This window comes from Rhodopirellula bahusiensis (assembly GCF_002727185.1).
GTDB lineage: Bacteria > Planctomycetota > Planctomycetia > Pirellulales > Pirellulaceae > Rhodopirellula > Rhodopirellula bahusiensis.
This window is the reverse complement of the sequence record NZ_NIZW01000046.1, coordinates 14,610-34,439: the sequence shown is the minus strand read 5'-3', so window position 1 is coordinate 34,439 and position 19,830 is coordinate 14,610. Positions and strand designations below refer to the sequence as shown.

Annotated in this window: 14 protein-coding genes; 8 read left to right on the top strand and 6 right to left on the bottom strand. The window is 56.1% G+C overall.

All coding sequences use genetic code 11. From position 1 onward, the window contains the following. Nucleotides 1–444: 444 nt before the first annotated feature. Nucleotides 445–1,230, top strand: coding sequence for an SOS response-associated peptidase (locus CEE69_RS30830; protein ID WP_099264346.1), 786 nt, complete (start codon nucleotides 445–447; stop codon nucleotides 1,228–1,230). Next, nucleotides 1,227–2,417 carry a DNA polymerase IV gene (gene dinB / locus CEE69_RS30825; protein WP_099264345.1) on the top strand — a complete coding sequence of 397 codons (1,191 nt, stop codon included), beginning with the start codon at nucleotides 1,227–1,229 and terminating at the stop codon, nucleotides 2,415–2,417. Before CEE69_RS30830 ends, dinB begins: the two co-directional genes overlap by 4 nt. Nucleotides 2,418–2,472: 55 nt before the next feature. Here dinB and egtB read toward each other — a convergent pair whose 3' ends face one another. The 5 genes from egtB to CEE69_RS30800 all read right to left on the bottom strand — a co-directional run bounded on the left by egtB (nucleotide 2,473) and on the right by CEE69_RS30800 (nucleotide 9,913). Next, nucleotides 2,473–3,669 carry an ergothioneine biosynthesis protein EgtB gene (gene egtB / locus CEE69_RS30820; RefSeq protein WP_099264344.1) on the bottom strand — a complete coding sequence of 399 codons (1,197 nt, stop codon included), beginning with the start codon at nucleotides 3,667–3,669 and terminating at the stop codon, nucleotides 2,473–2,475. Continuing rightward, nucleotides 3,666–4,658: an L-histidine N(alpha)-methyltransferase gene (gene egtD / locus CEE69_RS30815; protein ID WP_233215818.1), complete on the bottom strand. Its 993-nt coding sequence runs from the start codon at nucleotides 4,656–4,658 to the stop codon at nucleotides 3,666–3,668. Before egtD ends, egtB begins: the two co-directional genes overlap by 4 nt. Before the next feature lie 200 nt (nucleotides 4,659–4,858). Then, on the bottom strand, nucleotides 4,859–7,696 hold the full coding sequence (locus CEE69_RS30810; RefSeq protein ID WP_099264342.1) for a PSD1 and planctomycete cytochrome C domain-containing protein: 2,838 nt from the start codon (nucleotides 7,694–7,696) through the stop codon (nucleotides 4,859–4,861). After that, nucleotides 7,683–9,356 carry a LamG-like jellyroll fold domain-containing protein gene (locus tag CEE69_RS30805; protein WP_099264341.1) on the bottom strand — a complete coding sequence of 558 codons (1,674 nt, stop codon included), beginning with the start codon at nucleotides 9,354–9,356 and terminating at the stop codon, nucleotides 7,683–7,685. Before CEE69_RS30805 ends, CEE69_RS30810 begins: the two co-directional genes overlap by 14 nt. Further along, nucleotides 9,353–9,913, bottom strand: a complete 561-nt coding sequence (locus tag CEE69_RS30800; protein ID WP_099264340.1) for a sigma-70 family RNA polymerase sigma factor — start codon at nucleotides 9,911–9,913, stop codon at nucleotides 9,353–9,355. Before CEE69_RS30800 ends, CEE69_RS30805 begins: the two co-directional genes overlap by 4 nt. A gap of 218 nt (nucleotides 9,914–10,131) precedes the next feature. Between CEE69_RS30800 and CEE69_RS30795 the strand changes: the two genes are divergently transcribed. The 5 genes from CEE69_RS30795 (at nucleotide 10,132) to CEE69_RS30770 (ending at nucleotide 17,823) form a co-directional block, all read left to right on the top strand. After that, complete coding sequence (locus tag CEE69_RS30795; RefSeq protein WP_008659931.1) at nucleotides 10,132–10,581, top strand: PH domain-containing protein; 450 nt, start codon at nucleotides 10,132–10,134, stop codon at nucleotides 10,579–10,581. Next, the gene (hrpA, locus tag CEE69_RS30790; protein WP_099264339.1) at nucleotides 10,562–14,692 is read left to right on the top strand and encodes an ATP-dependent RNA helicase HrpA; all 4,131 of its coding nucleotides are present in this window, start codon (nucleotides 10,562–10,564) and stop codon (nucleotides 14,690–14,692) included. The genes CEE69_RS30795 and hrpA overlap by 20 nt, the downstream gene beginning before the upstream one ends. A 4-nt stretch (nucleotides 14,693–14,696) precedes the next feature. Continuing rightward, complete coding sequence (locus tag CEE69_RS30785; RefSeq protein WP_233215817.1) at nucleotides 14,697–15,302, top strand: TVP38/TMEM64 family protein; 606 nt, start codon at nucleotides 14,697–14,699, stop codon at nucleotides 15,300–15,302. A 322-nt stretch (nucleotides 15,303–15,624) separates the two neighbouring features. Next, entirely contained in the window at nucleotides 15,625–16,710 is a 1,086-nt protein-coding gene (locus CEE69_RS30780; RefSeq protein ID WP_233215816.1) for a hypothetical protein, read from the top strand. Between the two features lie 324 nt (nucleotides 16,711–17,034). After that, entirely contained in the window at nucleotides 17,035–17,823 is a 789-nt protein-coding gene (locus tag CEE69_RS30770; protein ID WP_099264337.1) for an RDD family protein, read from the top strand. 885 nt (nucleotides 17,824–18,708) lie between these two features. On the opposite strand, the gene CEE69_RS32665 is transcribed toward CEE69_RS30770, so the two are convergent. Further along, a complete protein-coding gene (locus tag CEE69_RS32665) occupies nucleotides 18,709–19,155 on the bottom strand; it encodes a hypothetical protein (RefSeq protein WP_158231108.1) in 447 nt (148 codons plus the stop codon). A 451-nt stretch (nucleotides 19,156–19,606) separates the two neighbouring features. Between CEE69_RS32665 and CEE69_RS32660 the strand changes: the two genes are divergently transcribed. After that, nucleotides 19,607–19,744 carry a hypothetical protein gene (locus CEE69_RS32660; protein WP_158231107.1) on the top strand — a complete coding sequence of 46 codons (138 nt, stop codon included), beginning with the start codon at nucleotides 19,607–19,609 and terminating at the stop codon, nucleotides 19,742–19,744. Nucleotides 19,745–19,830: the final 86 nt, after the last annotated feature.

The following is a 19,830-nucleotide window of genomic DNA, read 5'->3' as shown; positions in this document are numbered from 1 at the left end:
TCCCTGCTAGCCTGATTTGAACCTGCCAGTCGGGATTCTGACCACTTCCAAAATCTAACGCCATGCCAATCGCAAACCGCGAGGTGCGCTCTTTTGCACGGTGGGCAACGGGTTCCACTACTGCGAAACCATGCGTTTATGCGATTCTCTGTGCGATGCCTTGCGACACCTTGAAACGTCCGCTATCGTGCTAAAACACTGGAAAACGTGACATTTATGCACGGCTCCGAGATAGTTTGTGATTCCGAAGGTCGGGGGTTCGAGTCCCCTCAGCCACCCTCCGTGATGCAATGAGTTTGACAAGCGTTTTGCTTGACTCACCGCCGGCAAATCTGTCCGGGCGATTGCCAGCGGATTCGTTTGTGGTCAGCGTCCGTGTGTTTTGCAACACGCGATTCTTTTGCCAGACACGCGACACTTTCTTGAAGCTTGTTGCTGAGGTGAATGATGTGCAATCGTTTCAACCTCAAGACTGACCTTGCTCAGCTAGCTCGATCACTCGACGCTGTTCCGCCAAAGCAAATGGAGTTCAGCGACGACATATTTCCTGGCAAACCCGCGCCCGCCGTTGCCGTCAATCGCTCGGGAGGAAAAGAAATCCTGCCGATGGCGTTCGGTTTGGTTCCGTTCGGCAAGACACCTGAGTCACAACGGCGGCCGCTCACCAACGCTCGTGTCGAGAACCTCGAAAAGTGGCCTTGGAAGTCCGCGGTCAAATCACATCGCTGCGTCGTTCCGATGACCGGCTTTCGTGAACCGTGTTACTGGGGCGAAACGGCGGGGACGGAAGTCGACTTCGCCGCCGTTCAGGACTCACCCATGTTCGCCGCAGCCATTTTCACTTGGTACCGCCCCGAGACGTCCGACGAATCTCAAGATGACTCACCGGCGAACTTCACGATGTCATTGATCATGCGTCCGGCGTTGCCAACGGTCATGAAGCACGGTCATCATCGCTCGCCGTTCTTTCTATCGACCGATGGAATCGATGACTGGATCACACGAGACTCGCGGCCGCTGGAGGAGTCACTGGTGGTATTGAAGCAACTTGCGTTCGAGCCCGACCTGTCCGTCACCGTTGCTCGGCAAATGGCTCCGGCTTGGACCAAACGTCAATCCAGCAACGTTGCCAAACGTGACGAACAACTCGCGGCGATCGAGGAATCGGGGCCGCTTGGCATTCCCGATGCCGCGGATACCGCACGGGCAGTCGACGATCACAAGGCATGATCCTGCATGTCGACATGGATGCTTTCTACGCATCCATCGAGCAACGCGACCGACCGGAACTTCGCGGCAGACCCGTGGTCGTCGGAGGATCACAAGGCCGCGGTGTTGTGACCGCAGCATCCTACGAAGCCCGCGAATACGGGATTCACTCAGCGATGCCTGGCAGCCGAGCGATCAAGCTTTGCCCGCATGCGGACTTCGTGCGCGGACGTTTGGATCATTACGCATCGGTCGGGCGGGCGGTCCGCGAAATATTTCACCGTTTCACGCCGGTCGTTCAGCCTCTTTCGTTGGACGAAGCGTTCTTGGATGTCTCCGGAACAATTCGTTTGCACGGTTCGCCTCGTGAAATCGGTATCAACATTCGCGAAACGATCCGACGGGAATTGGACTTACCCGCCAGTGTCGGAATCGCACCGCTGAAGTTTGTCGCGAAAATCGCGAGTGACATCGGCAAACCCAACGGGTTCGTCGAAGTGGAAGCTGACGGCGTTCGCGAATTTTTGGACCCGTTGCCGGTCTCGCGATTGTGGGGCGTTGGCAAAGTCGGACAAACCAAGTTGCAACGGTTGGGATATCGCACGATCGCGGATCTAAGCGTCAAAGATCTCGACGCCTTGAAATCTCAACTCGGTCACTGGGGCGAACACCTTTGGAATCTAGCCAACGGGATCGACCGTCGACGAGTCGTGGTCGATCACTTGGCCAAAGGCATCGGCCACGAGCGAACGTTCGCGGAAGACCTCTCTGACATTGAATCGCTCAACGCGGTCGTCAGTTATTTGTCCGAGCAAACGGCTCGACGGCTGCGACGGGCACGACGCTTAGCATCAACCATCACACTGAAGTATCGCCGCGAGGACTTTCAAACCTTCAGTCGTGCTCGCAAGCTTTCCACTCCCACCGACAGCACACTTGAAATCCTGCAAGTCTCCGAAGCGTTATTGCTCGAAATGAGATCGCGTGAACCGCGCAGTGTTCGACTGCTGGGAATCTCGTTGGGCGGATTGACCGACTCGGATGCTCCCAAGCAACTGAACCTGTTTGGTGAAGAGACCGGCGAGAACGCGTCATCCAAAGTGGATACGTTGAGCGACCAAATCGCGTCCAAACTCGGAAAGCACAGCGTCTACCGGGCGTCGAGTCACCAATGGATCGACCGAAAGAACGACAAACCCAAAGGCTGAGCGATGGACCTCAATGTAGGCCAGACCCCGCGTGGCACACCAATCCCGCCGGTCTTCACTCCAGGTCCGTTGCCAATCGGATCCCGCAGAACTGCCAACGCATCGATGGTGGGAAGAAGTTTCGATACGTCAAACGTGCGTGGCCTTCCGGTGTGGCGACAGAACTGCCGCGAAGCACCTTCTGTCCGCACATGAACTTCCCGTTGTATTCGCCGATTGCTCCCTCGGGAGCGGCGTATTTCGGATAGGGCGCGTAGTCCGACGCGGTCCATTGCCAACGAGATCCGAACGCGTCGCTAAGCGAACTGCCTGAATCACGCACCGCGACTTCCCATTCAAATTCAGTTGGCAAACGACAACCCGACCATCGCGCGTATGCATCCGCCTCGAAGTAGCTGACGTGGCACACCGGTGCATTTTCATCGACAGGCAGCAAACCCGCGAGCGTGAACTGGTACCAACCCTCTTCCCCGAGATGCCAATACAAAGGAGCTCGCCAGCTTTCCGATTGGACCATAGCCCATCCGGCGGAGAGCCAATACGACGGGTCGGCATAGCCGCCATCCTCAATGAACTCGAGGTACTCACCGTTGGTCACCAACCGATTCGCAATCGCATGCGGCGACAGTAGAGCTCGATGACGAGGCAACTCATTGTCGAAACAAAACTCGCCGTGTGACTCGTCATCGAAACCGATCGTCTCGACTCGTTCAGAATTGGACTCGATCCAACACAACTGATTGGCGGGATCGCAATCCTTCACCGCTTCGGAACTGTAAACGGGATGAAGAGGATTGCAGGAAAACACGTGTAACAAATCCGTCAGCATCAGCTCTTGATGTTGTTGTTCGTGATTCAGCCCCGTGCGGAGCACTACGTCCGTCACAATCGATTCACGATCGGAGCGATTCAGCAAACCGATCATCGCCTCATCGACCTTATCCCGATATCGCCAAACCTCGGCAACAGTCGGACGTGACAGCAAGCCACGGCTTTCACGAGGGAATTGCTCGCCCACCGTGTTGTAGTACGAGTTGAAGAGCACTTCGAACGCGGGTTGCTCGGATTGGTAGTCCGGCAGATTCTTCAGGCAGAACGTTTCGAAGAACCAAGTCGTGTGAGCCAAATGCCATCGAGTCGGCGAAACATCAGGCATCGACTGGATGACGTAGTCCTCCGTTTCCAGCGGAGCACATATCTTTCGCGAGTGATCGCGAACGCGACGGTAGGCATCCAACATCGAATCGCTCACGCCCGAAACATCCCTACCGCGAAGTACTCGTTCGCATCTGTCCAAACTTGCTCTCGTTTCCAACCGCTCGCGGCGGCCATCTCGGTGAACCCATCAACCGTGTACTTGTGCGAAAGTTCGGTCAGTATCCGCTCAGACTTTGCCAGCGTCCGGGTTCGTCCGACGAGCGAAACCGTTTGTTCGCGACAGCTTTCCAGATGCATCTCGATGCGATGTTCTTGGTCGTTGTACAGAGCGATGTGTCGGTAGGCTTCCAAGTCGAAATCCCCACCCGCGACCCGATTGAGATGTCGCAACAGATTCAGGTTGAAGAGCGCCGTGATACCGCGTCGATCATCGTAAGCGGCTTCCAAAACCGCAGGGTCCTTTTGCAAATCAAAACCAATCAACAACCCACCGCCTGTTCCGACTTGGTTCCGCATCTGCGACAGCAACGTCGCTGCGAATGCGGGTTTGAAGTTGCCAATCGTCGAACCGGGGAAGTAAACAACGTCCCGGGCCTGACTCGCCGTTGAACTGGGAAGCCGAAAGGGACGGGTGAAGTCCGCTGCGATTGGCGAAATTCGGCGTTGTGGAAAGTCACGACGAAGGTTTTCGGCGACTTGATTCAAATAGTCACCCGAAATGTCGACGGGCACGTAAGTCACGTCTGCGTGCATGTGCTCGAGCAGCAACCGAGTCTTCAGGCTGCTTCCGCTGCCGTATTCGATCAATCGACCAGCGGGACCAATTGATTCCACCATCTCATCGACGGATTCTCGCATGATCGAAGCTTCGGTTCGAGTCGGGTAGTACTCGTCGAGCTCACAAATTGCGTCGAACAGTTCGGACCCGACGCGATCGTAGAAGTACTTCGATGGAAGTGACGGAACTTCACCGAAAAAGCCTCGCTGGATTTCCATCCCCTCATCGCGGTCGATTGATCGGTAGCAAGACGCGACTGCGTAGTCAGCGTCGCAAGCGGAAGCGAATCCGGTGGAAGAGGTCACGATCGAAATCCATCTATGAGTGCTGGGCTGTTCTCGTCGCTGCGAGTCAGGATATCAGCACGTCTAGTGCCAATGTCGTCTAAATCGCCATTCGGAGTTCTCAACCGACACTCGGGCTCAATAGAGCAACAGAAAAGCCCACTCCACCACCGTTTCCGGCAATGGGTGGGCTTTCACTTGAGCGAATTGCGTTCAATCGATCAGTCGATGAACACAAACTCGTTGGCGTTGAAAAGCACCAAGCACATGTCGGCGAGAGCACGCGTTTTCGAATCCACTTCCCAAGGCTTCAGATCGCTTTGGTAGTCCTCGAACGACGGCAACCACTCGGTGTACTCAAACGGACGACCTGAAAATTCCTCAACCAAAGAACGTGTGATTTCGGTCGGATACGTCCGTGGTTTCGGTTTGATCTGCGAGTGATACTCGGTCATGTCGTTCACATACGTCTTCATCCGCTGCATTTGCGACTTCGTCGGTCGACGCCCCAAAATCAGCTCGAACGCTCGGTTGATTCGATCGGTCAACTGATCGGATTCACGTTGCAATCTCACTGACATGGCGATCGATCGATCCGTCATCACATCACTGTTCAGCAACGTGAACGCTTGCGGCGAAACCGATGCGGCGTCGCGAAGGTCCGCCGAATCGTTCGGGTTGGGCTTGTTCAAAACCTCCAGGAACGGATCCGCCTGCCCACGAACACGGTACGAGTAGATCGATCGTCGGTTGCGTTCTTCCGGAGTTCGCGAAGGTTGATAGGCCGGAGCAATCGAAAACTGAATCATCCGCGGTTCGAGCGCCACTTCCATGTTGATCTCAGGCCGAGCCGGCAGACCACCGACATCAGGATTGAGTTCACCTGTGACCGCCAACAAGCTGTCACGAATTTCTTCCGCGGTCATTCGACGTGGCGAGTAGCGAGCGAACCAGCTGTTGTCAGGATCTTTGTCCGCATCCGCATGCTCGGTGCTTCGTCGATAAGCGTCCGACTGCAAAATCAACCGGTGCATCGACTTGATCGACCAACCGTTCTTCACAAACGTGTCCGCCATCCAGTCCAACAACTCGGGATGAGTTGGTGTAGCACCTTTCACGCCGAAGTTGTTCGGCGTCGCCACGATGCCGCGGCCGAAGTGATGTTGCCAAATTCGGTTGACTATCGATCGAGTGCTCATCGGGTTGTCAGGATTCGCAATCCATTTTGCCAATCCCAACCGCCGACCGTTGAGCGTGTCGGGCAAGGCATACGGATCGGACTCCGGAGCACCTTCGACTGGCAAGTTGCATCCGCTGAGCACACCGGGCGTCACGGGATCGCTGGGAGCAGCCAACGAACCGCCGTTGAAGATGAACGACTCAGGACGCCAATCCTCTTTGATCTTTTCCGGTGCACGCAGTTTCCGAGCGTTCATCCAGGTGTCTTGAGCGTTGACGACCGTTTGGACCATCGGCTGATAGCGTTCCAAACGACGGTTCCAAATCCAAACGTCTTGCTCGCGGACTTTCAATCGGCCCTGCTCCATCTCACTCAGACCAACCGCACGAGGTGGTTTCTCTTCGTCCGAATCATTTTTGCGAGCATTCAAATCTTTGTACTCTTTGTCGTGCTCGGCATACCAATCGCGAGCCGCTTGTTCACGTTGACGAGTCAATCGATCCGCACGAGTTTTCGCGTATTCGTACAAGGCTTGCGTTTGTTGCTTGCCTTCCTCGAACCCGGTCAGATTCTCTTCTGACAAAAACGGTGCTTCTGCCTCCACTGGCTGAGCCGTCGAGACCGCAGAATACATTCGGTAGTAGTCCTGCGTCGGTACTGGATCGAACTTGTGATCGTGACACTTGCAACAACGCATTGGCATGGAAAGGAACGATTGGCCGATGCTGTGCACCATGTCATCTCGCATGATTTGACGGGCTTCTTCCAATGGCACCATGGCGGTGTCCCAAGGTCCCATCCGCAGAAATCCAGTTGCGATTTGTGCTTCGATTCGCGCCGGATCGTTCGCCGGTTTGTCCGCATGCATTTCATCACCGGCAACTTGTTCGATGATGAACTGGTTGTACGGCTTGTCTTCATTCAAACTGCGGATGACGTAATCGCGGTATCGCCAAGCGTTCGAACGCTCGTAGTCATTTGAAAATCCGCCGGTGTCGGCATAGCGAACGACATCCAACCAGTGTTGGCCCCAACGTTCACCGTAGTGCGGACTGGCAAGTAGTTCCTCGATCAAGTTGTTCCATGCCGCTTCGGAGTCGTCTTCCCATGCGGTCAAGAACTGACGAGTTTGAGTCGGAGTGGGCGGAAGGCCCAACATGTCGAAGTAGACACGCCGAATCAATGTGTTCGGATCAGCATCGGGAGACGGCTTCAAACCATTCTCGTCCAACTTTGCGTTGACGAACGCATCGACGCTGTCGTGTTCGAACTCAGTTTGACGAGGCAAGAACGCCCAGACTTCGTCTTTGTTGTATCGACGATAGGTCCACTCGTCTCCTTGGCCTCCGCTGGTTGCCATCAACACGCCATCTTCGTTTTCGGCGACCATCGACTCTTCGAGACGGATCTCCTGTTGGCGTTCTTCGCTGGGCCAGGGCGCTCCGGCATCGATCCACATGCGAACGATTTCGATTTGCTTCTCGTCCAGTCGGTCGTTCTCCTTGGGCGGCATTTCCAAGCCGTCCCAATTGACCGCCCAGAAGAACGGGCTGTCTTCCGCGTTGCCGGGAATGATCGCCGCTTCCTCGGATTCACCGCCACGCAACAACGCTTCGCGATTGCGAACGTCGTAGTCGCCCTTGATGTCGTCAGCATCGGTGCCATGGCATCCCAAGCACTTCTCAGTCAGCAAAGGCATCACCTTCAGCGTGAACAAACGGTCAATGTCGTCTGCCGAATGATTCGCATCGCCAGCGGGATGAGTTGCCTCGTCGGCATGCACCAACGCACCGTTGTTCGACAACAGCGAACCGCCGCCAATCAACAGTGCAGCGATTGACGCCGCGAAAATACGCATCAATGAATCACGGTTTTCCATGTTCAACCATTTCCTTGATTTCTGTGGGGGAAAGAGCAGCGGCGAAGATCGCCAGCTCATCCATGCTGCCGTTCAAATTTCGAATGGCAAAATGTTCTTCGGGTTCCAAAGGCGTGGACCAATTACCGATCGACGCCATTCCAATTCGAGTGGTGCGAACGATCTGGTGATCAGGAATGTCGTCCACACTGAGGACATCCCCGTTCAAATAATGAGTGGTTGTTCCCGCATCGACGTCATAGACGACCGCCAAATGCAGCCATTGGCCGCTCAGCGATGGGTCCCAAAACGAAGGCGAGAGGGCAACGTGGTGCGGCGGCCCGACGCTGGGTTCGTTCTCATCCCCGGACGTGGACGCTCGCACCGAAAAGTGCAATTGCCCCGTGTCGAGGATTTGCCAGTGAGGTTCACCAAGCTGGTAACTGTCGGTCAAAAACAGCGAGTTGTACCAACGATCCAAGCTGTCAATGCGCACCCAAGTCGCCATCGTCAGTGATTCAAACTCGCCGGGAACATTCACACGAACGCGGTCACCGGGGCGTTTGAATTGCAAAGCCGGCTTGGCTTCCCAACGTCCACGCGTCACGGTGGCTCCGACAATCGCACCGTCCAAGTCAGGCTTGTGTGGCACGGTGTCGTTTGACAAGAACCGCTGGCCCTTCAAGGGCGAATCCATCGCAAAATACGCGATCAATCGCGAATCTTTCCGCAACGTTTGGCTGGCTTCACGCCAGCGCTGGTAGCGTTCGTTTTGCTGTGTTTCCGCGAGTCGTTGCAATCCCGCAGCATCAACAAATCGATCAGGAGTCATCGCCGACTCGACCAAACCGACGCCCGTTCCACTGCCGCGCTGAAGCGATTTGCCAGCACCAACCAACTGCGGTTGGTCTTCGTCAACCTGCAGTTCAACTTCGCCGTCGAAGACTTGGACGTTCGAACCCTCGTCGGAAACTTCCAAGCCGAACTCGGTTCCCAGGTCAACAACTTTCATGTCCTGCGTCCGCACGACAAAACCTCGAGCGGCGGGAGGCACTTCGGCTCGGATCCGACCGCGATGCATGATCGCTTCGGCTGCAGAAACCACTTCCATTTCCGCAGGACCGTGAAGCACCACCGTCGCGCCGTTCAAAAATTCGATTTGTGCCCAGCCAGATTCCAATCGAACCGAACCAGGATTCAAAGCCGCATTGACACTGAGCGATTGCGAAGAAGATTCACCTACACCTCGGATCACTGCGTCTTTCGCGTTGACCAACTGGGTCACCACGGCCACGCCGGACGAAGTGGGCTCTTCCGCCGAAGCCCGACCGCTTGCGACGGTGTTGTCAGCAACCAAATTCGCTGGACGTGTTTCCAACTGCACCCAACGGAACGTGACCGCGACCAACAACGCCGCCGCCGATGCGATCACCCAGCGATAGACTTGTCGCTCGGACCAAACCGACCGGTTGGTCTCTTGTACTTCGACCTTTGCTTCGGCTTTCCACTGCGACGGTACTCCGTCCTGCAAAGCAACCGTCATCATTTGCCAGCGAGCGAACTTGGCACGCGAATCAGGATCACGCCGCAACAGCTCGTTCAACATATCGCGATCGACGGAATCGAGCGTTCCTTCTTCGCTGGCAAGCAGCAATTCTTCGATTGATTTGGCTGACTTCAAAGGGCACCTCCGGTTGCCAAGCGACGTTCGATGCAATCGGCCAACTGTCGCCGGACTCGCATTAAGGTCACACGAACGTTCGAGCTTCCTTGACTCATTGAATTGGCGATTTGATCGATGGTTTGAGATTCGAAGTAACGGTCTTGAATCATTTGCCGACGCTTTTCGGGCAACGAATTCAAACACTCCGAAAGAGCGGACTGGATCTCGTTCAAACGCTCGGCCTCCGTTTCCACTTCCGTCGAAACCAGCTCGGCAACATCCGCGTCGAGCAAGGACGGAGCGCGACGTTTGTCTCGCAGGTTCGAAAGCACCTGCAAACGAGCGATTCCAAACGCCCATGGCAAGAACGGTTTGCCGACCTGGTAGTCCGATTTGCGTCGCCAAAGCACCAAATTGGTCTCCTGGAGCACGTCAGCGGCCCGATTCGCGTCGCCCATCAGCGACTGGATATAGGCACCAATCCGCGGCTGATGTTCCGTCACCAATTGCACAAAGTGCTCCTCCGCCGATTCGGCGGCCAGGCGATTTGCGGCGGGATGGGAACGATCGGTCATGAACAGATTTTAATGGCGGGCATTTCGGTCTCACTAGCAATTGCGGCGAGATTCCGGTTCGTTACAGAAAACTGAAGATTTTTCGTGCAGTTGTTCCCAAAATGGCCGATTTCGCGGTCAAAACCCCGAACATTGGTGGCAAAACTGCTCTCTGAATTGGCTATCCAACGCAGCGTGCCTCCGGTCAACAAAACCATCTCGGCTGGTAAACTGCTCGAATGAGAAACACTGCCCCGCTCGTCTACCCATCCGCCGTCGATCGATGGCTGCTCGTTCTGCTGCTCGCCCCGATCTTCATGGCCATCGCGTTCGCCGCGTATTTGTTGAACGAAGGCCGCGCCGACGAGGCTGGCACGATGATCCTGATGGCCGCAGCGATCGCGGCGGTGACCGGTGTGTTCACAATCCCTTGCCGCTACACCTTGCTGGACGATGCTCTATCGATTCGCTGTGGATTGATCTGTTACCAAGTCGCTTACGCCGACATCACCGAAGCGATTCCGTCATCGACTTGGATCAGCGGCCCGGCGATGTCACTGAAAAGGGTGATTGTTCGCACCGCCAAACGCGATCACATTCTTTCCCCCGAAGAACGAGAACGCTTCATCGAGGAATTGATGGACCGAGTTGCCCGATCGATGGATCCAAGTGAATCAGAAACCAAGTAGCCCGCTGAAACCGCACAGTCCCTCCCTGCCAAGCGACGTCGAACTTCCACCGGTCGACCTCGCATCGACGGAATCTATTCCAAACGGCGAGAGCCCCGCGGGCGAGGATCAGGCCAACGGTGCGACCGGTCCGGCGGATCCGCCAATCAAGATCGAATACCCGAGCGAGTTGCCGATCACGGCCCATCGCGACGCGATTGTGGACCTGCTCGCCGAAAACCAAGTCCTGGTTGTGTGCGGCGAAACGGGCAGCGGTAAAAGCACGCAGCTTCCCAAGATGCTGCTTGATGCTGGCTTGGGCGAACGCGGCATGATCGGCCACACCCAGCCCCGACGTTTGGCCGCCCGCAGCATCGCGACTCGTTTGGCGGAGGAAACCGAAACCAAACTCGGTGGAGCCATCGGTTACCAAGTCCGCTTTGGCGATCAAACCAGCGATCGCACCAAGATCAAGCTGATGACCGACGGGATTCTGTTGGCGGAAACCCGAAGTGATCGCAATCTGCGCAACTACAGCGCCATCATCATCGACGAAGCCCACGAGCGTTCGCTCAACATTGATTTCTTGATGGGCTACCTGCGGCAACTAATCGACCGCCGTCCTGAACTGAAAGTCATCATCACCTCGGCAACGATCGACGCCGAACGTTTTGCTGAACACTTCGGCACCTCCTGCGAAGAAGCCGCCAGCGACCCTGAAAACGAATCCAACGTCCTCCCGGCTCCGATTCTGCAAGTCGAAGGCCGCGGTTACCCGGTCGAACTGCGGTACCTTCCTTGGGAAGAAATCGCCGGCGAAGACGCCGAAATCGACGGGCGTCACTACGATCTTTCGCGTCACGTGATCGGCGGTCTCGATTCGCTGTCACGAGACGGCAGCGGCGACACGCTGGTGTTCTTGCCCACCGAACGCGACATCCGTGAAGTCAGCCACCGAGTTGCCGGCCACTACAAACGCATGGGGCTGACCAACCGAGTCGAACTGTTGCCGCTGTACGCTCGGCTGCCTCAATCGCAACAACAAGCGATCTTTCACCCCAGCGGCAACAAACGCCGAATCATCTTCGCGACCAACGTCGCGGAGTCGTCTCTGACGGTTCCCGGCATCCGCTACGTGATCGATTCGGGCACCGCTCGAATCAGTCGCTACAGCGCACGAACCAAGGTCCAACGATTGCCTGTCGAAGCGATCAGCCGCGCCAGTGCCAACCAACGTTCCGGTCGTTGTGGTCGAGTCGGCCCCGGGATCTGCGTGCGTCTGTACAGTGTCGAAGACTTCGAAACCCGCGACGCCTTCACGACTCCCGAGATTCGGCGAACGAACCTGGCCAGCGTCGTCCTGCAAAGCAAAGCGCTGCGTCTTGGTCGGCTGGAAGAGTTCCCGCTGATCGATCCACCCCGTGCCGAAGTCATCCGCGAAGGCATGCGAACGCTGCACGAACTCGGTGCAATCGACGAAGACAAGGAACTGACGGAAATTGGTTGGCAACTCGGTCGCCTGCCCGTCGACCCTCGCGTTGGGCGCATCCTGATCGCTGCCAAAGAGATGGGCGTGCTGCCGGAAGTCTTGCCCATTGCCGCCGCGATGGAAAACCCCGATCCTCGCGACCGTCCGCCCGAAAAACGTGCCGCCGCCGATGAAGCTCACTCAGCATTCAAAGATCCCGAAAGCGACTTCCTTTCGCTGCTGAGACTGTGGCGTTTCTACGACACGATGCGAAGCGATCACAGTCGAGGAAAACTCACGCGAATCCTTCGCAAGAATTTCTTGTCCCCAACTCGAATGCGAGAGTGGTCGGACGTGTATCGCCAACTCAAAGAGATGGCGGCCACGATCGGTGAAGGCAAACGTCGTTCGAAGAACAAGTCGTCCAAATCACGAGGCTCCGTCGGAAAGATCCGCTATGCCGACTTGGATCCCGCCAAAGCCGACCAAGAACAACCGGTCGTTGATCAGGACAAGTACGCTCTGATCCATCAAGCCTTGATGACGGGTTTGCTATCTGGGATCGCAATGGCCGGCGATAAGAACGAGTACACCGGTGCGGGCGGACTGAAGTTGTTCCTGTGGCCCGGCAGCGGAATCTTCGATGCCAAACCGAAATGGATTGTTGCCGCCGAGTTGGTTGAAACCGCCAAACAATACGCTCGGACGTGTGCGAAGATTCAACCCGGATGGATTGAGGCCGTTGCGCCGCACTTGCTCAAAGCGTCCTACAGCGACCCGCACTGGAGTCGCAAAAGCGGCGGAGCGTTCTGCTACCAACGCCAATCGTTGTTCGGTTTACCGGTCGTCGTTCGCCGCCGCGTTCCGCTGGCACCCATCGATCCGGCCACCTCGCGAGACCTGTTGATCCGCCACGGATTGCTGGAGAACGAATTGCCGACGACCGCGAAGTTCGTCCGCCACAACCGACGCTTGATCGAATCGATCGAAAAACTAGCTGCCAAAACGCGTCGCCGTGACTTGGTCGTTGATGACTACTCGTTGTTGTCTTTCTATGCGTCACGATTGCCAGAAGACGTGTGTGATCGACCGCGTTTGGAAAAGTTTGATCGGCAAAGTCCCACGCCGGCTTGGGTGTCCAAACTGAACGACGACGTCGCCCTCGCGGCTTGGTTGGCGGATCCACCACCCGAAACTCCCGACGAGGATTCTGAGACAACGCCGTACCTGCGTCCGCAAGACATCGTGTCCGTCGACTCCGTCGCGATCGCCGAGGACGCTTACCCTGACGAATTGGCCGCGGGATCGTCTCGTTTACCACTGCAGTATCACTTCCGTCCAGGAGCCGAGGACGACGGCGTTCACCTGACCATCCATGAAGCCGCGCTCCCACAAGTCAGCGACGATGCACTCGGTTGGTTGGTGCCTGGTTTGCTGGAACCCAAAGTCATCGCGATGATCAAATCGTTGCCCAAACGATTGCGTCGCAACCTGGTTCCCGCCGCCGATGTCGCGGCCCGAGTCGTCGCGGAAATTTCCGACAAACGCGGTACAGTGCCATTCATGCCGACTCTGTGCGAAGCGTTGACGCGGCACGCGGAAGTCCGTGTGGTCGAGTCGGATTTCCAAGACGAAAAGCTTGAGCCTCATCTGCAGTTTCTCGTCAACGTCGTCGACGACACCGGCAACGTGATCGAGAAAACTCGCGGGGTTGACGCTGTCAAAGCCAAGCTCGGCTCGCGCGTGATCGACGACGCCGAAGTTGCCGCCGCGGCCAGCGGTCCGGAAGCGGACTGGTCTCGCGACAAGATGACAACGTTCGAACTGGACGTGTTGCCTCGTGAGGTCGTTCGCAAACGTGGCGGAGTTCAGGTCGCCCAGTATCCCGGACTGGTTGATCAAGGCGACTCGGTCTCGACCAAGCTGTTCTCCGACGAAGCCGCCGCGGAAGACGCCACCCGGCTCGGCATGATGCGACTGTTTGCAATCGCTTGTCGAAAAGACTTGCGTGCCCAGGTCCGACATCTGCCGGCCCTAGCGGAAGCCAAAATCAAACTGGCACCGATCGTCTCTTCGGCGGTGATTGAAACGGCACTCGCGGACCTGATCGTTCGAGTCGCGTTGGTCGAAAGCCAACCGGGTCGCAAGATGCCGGTGGTTCGAAAGCGAACAGAGTTCGACGAGCGAATCAAAATGGCACCGCAACGAATCGGTGAAGCAACTCAAGACATCGCAGGCTGGCTCGGCAAACTGACGGATGCGTACCACTCAATGCGTTGCCAGTGGGAAGAATCCAGTTCCCCCAAGTTGAATGAGGTACGCGCGGACGTCATGCAGCAAATCGAATGGTTGGTGGCAGATCAATTCGTGCAGTGGACACCCTGGCAACACCTTCAGCACGTGCCGCGCTATCTGAAAGCGATTGCGTATCGGCTCGACAAAGCCAGCAGCGCCGCTTCGCGAGATGCCGACAGCCGACAATTGATTGATCGGCTATGGCAGCGCTGGCTGAACGGCTTGCCGGAAGACCGACGGGATCCCAAATCACAATGCACCAGCGAATTCCGTTGGCTGATCGAGGAACTCCGAGTCAGCCAATTCGCTCAGCCACTCGGCACCGCCGTGAAGGTGTCCGAGAAACGCTGCGAAAAGCTGTTGGGCTGATCCCGTGAACACCAGCGCCCCCAACGAAAGCCTGCCAAGAGAACAAGAACGCGTTCCCAAAGCCCCCAAACCATTCTGGAAGCGCATTTTTCGCGTGGCGTTGCCGATCGTGTTGCTGGTCGGTTGCTGGTTGGCGTTTCAAACCAGCGGCGATGACTTGCGTCAAATGCACCAGCGGTTGGGCTGGATCGCACCCATCGTCACCATCCCTTTGCACGCCGTTGTCGCCGCCGCACCGGTTCCCTCCGATGTGATCGTGATCGCCAACGGAGGCCTGTATTCGTACCCGTTTGCAGTCTTCCTGGGTTGGCTCGGATGGTTCCTCGGATCGATTCTGGAGTTCCTGACGATTCGCTTGCTGACCGGCGTGGAATCCGCGGAAGACTCACAGAAGAAGATGCCAACATGGTTGTCCCGTTGGCCGGCCGGCAGCCCCTGGTTTTTGGTTCTCGGCCGGCAGATTCCCGGTGTGGGCGCACACTTGACCGCCGGAGTCGCCGCTGCGGGCGGCGTGTCGTTCAAACGCTATTCGTTCTGGACCGCCGTGGGCATCGTCCCCGGTGCGTTGTTGCTTTCCGCGATCGGTGCTCATCTTCTCGGACGCGTTTAGCGATTGCGTATCGCCAAGCGACAAAGCATTGTCGCGTTAACGACAAGCGTCACAACCGGTATCGAGCGGTCATCGGACGCCCTGCGAGATGCCTCGGGTGAACCATCCACCGGCGTCGCGACCGCTCACTGCGTTGATCCACCCATCTTCTCATTGCGGTCAAACAATCTTTCTATTTCGCAACTTTCGGAACAACGCTTGCAACATTGCTTTCCCATCGAAGAAACGAAGTGGGCAGCCCATCGGAAAAGTCCTTCGCTTTGACATCTGCTCAGAGCAACTCGTCCGTTTGCCCCATCACCCCACAACAAAGGAAAACAACATGAGAAAATTCATCAACTCAGCAGCGTTCTTGGGATTCGTCGCAACCGGCACGATGGCAAGCGCACAGGGTGTTTTGAACAACGCCGCGAACCAAGCTGGCAATGCAGTCAGCCGAGCCGCTGGCCAAGCCCAGAACATCACTCGCGGAGCCGCGGATGGTTTCCGCAACCGAGTCGATGACGCTGCAGCCAGCTCATCCATTCAGTCCAATGGAATTGCCAACAGCCGAGCAGATCAAAACGGAAACGTGTACTCTGGCCAGAGCATCCGAGCCAACGTGGGTCAGAACGCCACCATCAATGGACAATCGTTCAACCAAAACGTCGGTGCAAATGCAGGCGTCGGGTACCAGCACCACAACGGTTACACCAACCGCGGCAACGTGCAATATAGACACGGCCAAAGTGGACACGGGCAAACAGGTCATCACTTCCGTGGATCCCAGTTTGGCACGACCCATCATGCAGGAACCACCTATCACCATGGATCGGTGAATCAGTATGGTTCCACCAGCCAAGGTGTTCACACGCTACGCCATGACGCCAGTGGCCGAGAATACATCTGCGTCTCCGGACAACGAATCTATTTCGACGGTGCAACGAACTCCAACACGACCGGTAGCCAAGAACAGTATCAAGCTGGCTATGGCAATGCTGATCAAGCCTACGCGGCACCGCCGCGAAGCGGTCAATCGGTCGATGGCAACACCACACAAAACCTGGACGCGGAAGTCGACGGTGCGGTTCAAACGAACCAATCCGCTGATGCCAACCTGAACGGTGACCGTGACGTGGATGCAAACGCTAACCTTCAAACGGACGCTTCGACTCAGTCGCGTGCTTCCGCTAACACAAACAGCGAAGCTAACGTGAACGCCGACGCACGAGTCGACAATCAGACCGATGCAAATGTTGTTGGCGAAACGCGAGCGAATGCTGAGTTGAACGTGGACGCTGGTTTCACGCCCAATGGAGACGCTGGTGCTAGCACCGAAGTCAACTCAAACTTGAACGGTGCAGCTGGCAACACTGATGTGGACGCCGGCGTTGACGCTGCTACTGACCTCGGCGGTGCGATCGAATAATCTCAACGGCACAACGTTGCCGAATTGATCAAATGATTCCCAGGACGCCCGGAAGCTCAAGCGAGCCCCGGGCGTTTTTTCATGGAATCTTCCCAAATCAATTCGTCGGCACCGGCATTCATTTGGCCGCACCCGCCAGAGAAATCCCCGAAATCAGAGCATTCAGCCTCCACGCGGCGATAGATCGTGTGGCAATTGACAACCAACCTGATCTTTGACCAATCAATTGGGTTATGATCTCCATCGTCGCGAACCGATTCGCGGAGAAATTGGCTGTTCCGGATGGAAACTTTCCCGGAACCAAAACGATGGGAATGATGATCGATGAAATTGAAATGCCCGGGTTGTTCCAAACTGCTCCAAGTTCCTGACACGGCTGCGGGCAAGACCGTGAAATGCCCGTGCGGGAAGCAGTTGCGTGTCCCCGCTCCAAAAGCAACCGCATCAACTGGCGCGACCCGGCCGACCGCGGCTCCAACAAGACCTGCCGCTTCGGCCCGAAGTCCACAGCCCGCTGCCAGTCCTCTGGGGGCCGACGCTGGGTTGTTTGACGAACTCACCGAAACCGACCTTTCCCCGGTCGCCGTGGCTCCCAAACCCGGAATGATGCCAACCGCGTCCAGCGGCGGAGGCCACAACCCATACGCATCGTCACTGCACGAAGCATCGAACTCAGTGGCAACCACGTCGGACAAATTCGCATCACAGAATAAACGATTCCTCAACTACTTCATCGATGGAATCTTCGTCCAAGTCTTCTCGTTCGGAATCGGGATCGTTGTCGGATTCGGTTTCATCGCGATGTACGGCGTCGAAATGACTCCTGAACAAGAAGCGACGATGGGACTCGTTTCGACCGGTCTGGGGCTTGGCTTCTTCGCCTTCTACTACGTGTTCATGGAAGCGATCTTCGGGGCAACACTCGCCAAATTCATTACGAAAACACGAGTCGTTTCGGTCGACGGTGACAAAGCCGGCTTCGGAAAGATTCTCGGCCGAAGTTTGGCCCGGATGATCCCATTCGACCCGCTCTCTTACCTATTTGGTGACAACCGAGTCGGATGGCACGACTCCCTTTCCGGAACCCGCGTCATCGACCTCAAAAAGGTCTAGACCCAAACGTCGTCCAACAAGTCAGTGACGAGGCGGCCCAGACGGCCTCCACACAAAGATGATGCTGCGTGCCCATCGAAGTCCAAAAACGGTATCCAACCCGAAGAATTCGCGAGGACATCGTAGGAACACACCAATAGGTACAACGACCCAAACAACACTGCGCAAACATCTGTGAAAATCAGTGTGAATCCGTGGCCAAAACTTCTACACAAGAGTGAGCCACGGATGGACACGGATCAACACAGCTTCAAGCGAACAACTCGGATCGCTTCCCAACCTCCGCACCCCATTCAAAGCTTCGCAAACCAATACCGAAAAAAGAACGTGCGACGACGGACCTAGCGAAAAACCATGTTGTGCGACTGCCGAGCTAGAATTTGCCGATAAAGTCGCGGCGAAGCAGGTTGGTCACGAACATCTCATGTGCGATGCAACATGTCAGGGCGGCGAGAATCCACGCGAGAATTCGATGTCGCGGTCTGCGGTAAAGAAGCGCGAGCACGAACAGTGAAATCGCAAATGGGACCAAATTGCCAAGCAGGCCGTAAGTCGGCCAGCCAATTGCTGGAACAAATCGACCGCCGCCAATTTTGTGACGTGGTATCAGTGTGACAAGGCCAACCACTGAAACAATGTCGAACCCAAAGGTGAGCAATGGGGCAACGAAGAGGACGCGAACGATAGAATCCCGTTCCGCGTCCGATTTCTCACGTTCGGTCGGCAAAATACTCACGCTAGCTCGCGCAACGGAAGGTTTTTACGCCACCGCCGTTGCGATGCCATTCAAGTTTGAACAACGGAAGATTCTACCACCAGTTGGAGGCTTGAACAAACGACAGCGGTGTGCCGAAGGCCTTAGCGTAAAAACCATGTTGTCGGGCACTAGCGGCGGAGTGCAGTTCGCCATTTGTGAAGAGTTTCATCATCTACGCGATCACCGAACGAACGACGACCATTTGGTTGGACGAAGACGTTGAGGTCAGGGAGTGTGGCGCCGTGCTTGGACACAATAGCGAACAATTCACGAATGAACCGTTGCGGGTTGTCCGTTACAGCGCCCATGTGATCGGACATATAGATTTCAACGAGGGATTCAACCGCGCGATGGAATTCGCCACCAATTTCGTACGGAAGTTCCGCGGCGATTTCAGGCGGAGGGAGGTCGCCCAAGCCATGGACGTCCAGCAACCCGAGGTTTTCGCCCCAAATGTAGAGGTCAGGCGATTGTGCAATAGAGTCGATGTATGCGATCAGTTCGTCGACGGCCGGATGGCGAACTCCGATTGCGTCACAATATCGCGCAAATAGTCCACCACCGATGAACTGCAATGCGCGAGTCGAGAGATCGTTAAGGTCAACTATGGGAAAGCCTGTGCCCGACAACGGAAGGTTTTTACGACACCGCCCCAAACGAAGCGGGCGATGCCTGAAATACGAGAGATTCTACTAAGGCCAGCCCGCTTCGCCAAACATGGAAGGTGTGCCGAAGGCCATTTTGTACCCCACATCTTTTGCGAGCCGCTTGCATTAGGAATACAATCGGATTGAAGCCAATCATCCCTTGTCCAAGAACCATTAGTGTTCGATCAGCGGCGATTAGTGTTCCCTTGACCGCTCTGGCGGAACACTAATCCACTCTGATCGGACACTAATCTTTGGTGTTTCGAGATGTGGGGTATAAAAAGGCCGAAGGCCTAGCGTAGAAACCATGTTGGGTGATGCTGAAGTGCGATTACGGTCTCAATAGCCGAATCCCCCGATCCGTTTCCCATTTTCGAAGATGTTTCGCAACCAAATGACGATCCGACTGCGAATGCTGTTTGTCGAGCGTGAATTGCAGCAGGACGTTGGCGAATGCTTCATCGAAGTCAAAATGGGGCAGCCATCCAGCAGCGTTGACCGCCCAAAAACCAGATGAACTGAACGCAAGTTCGATGACCGCGAAGAATGGAAATGTGTCGATGAGGGTACAGGAAAGCCCCCCGCATCGAGTCCGGTAGCGAG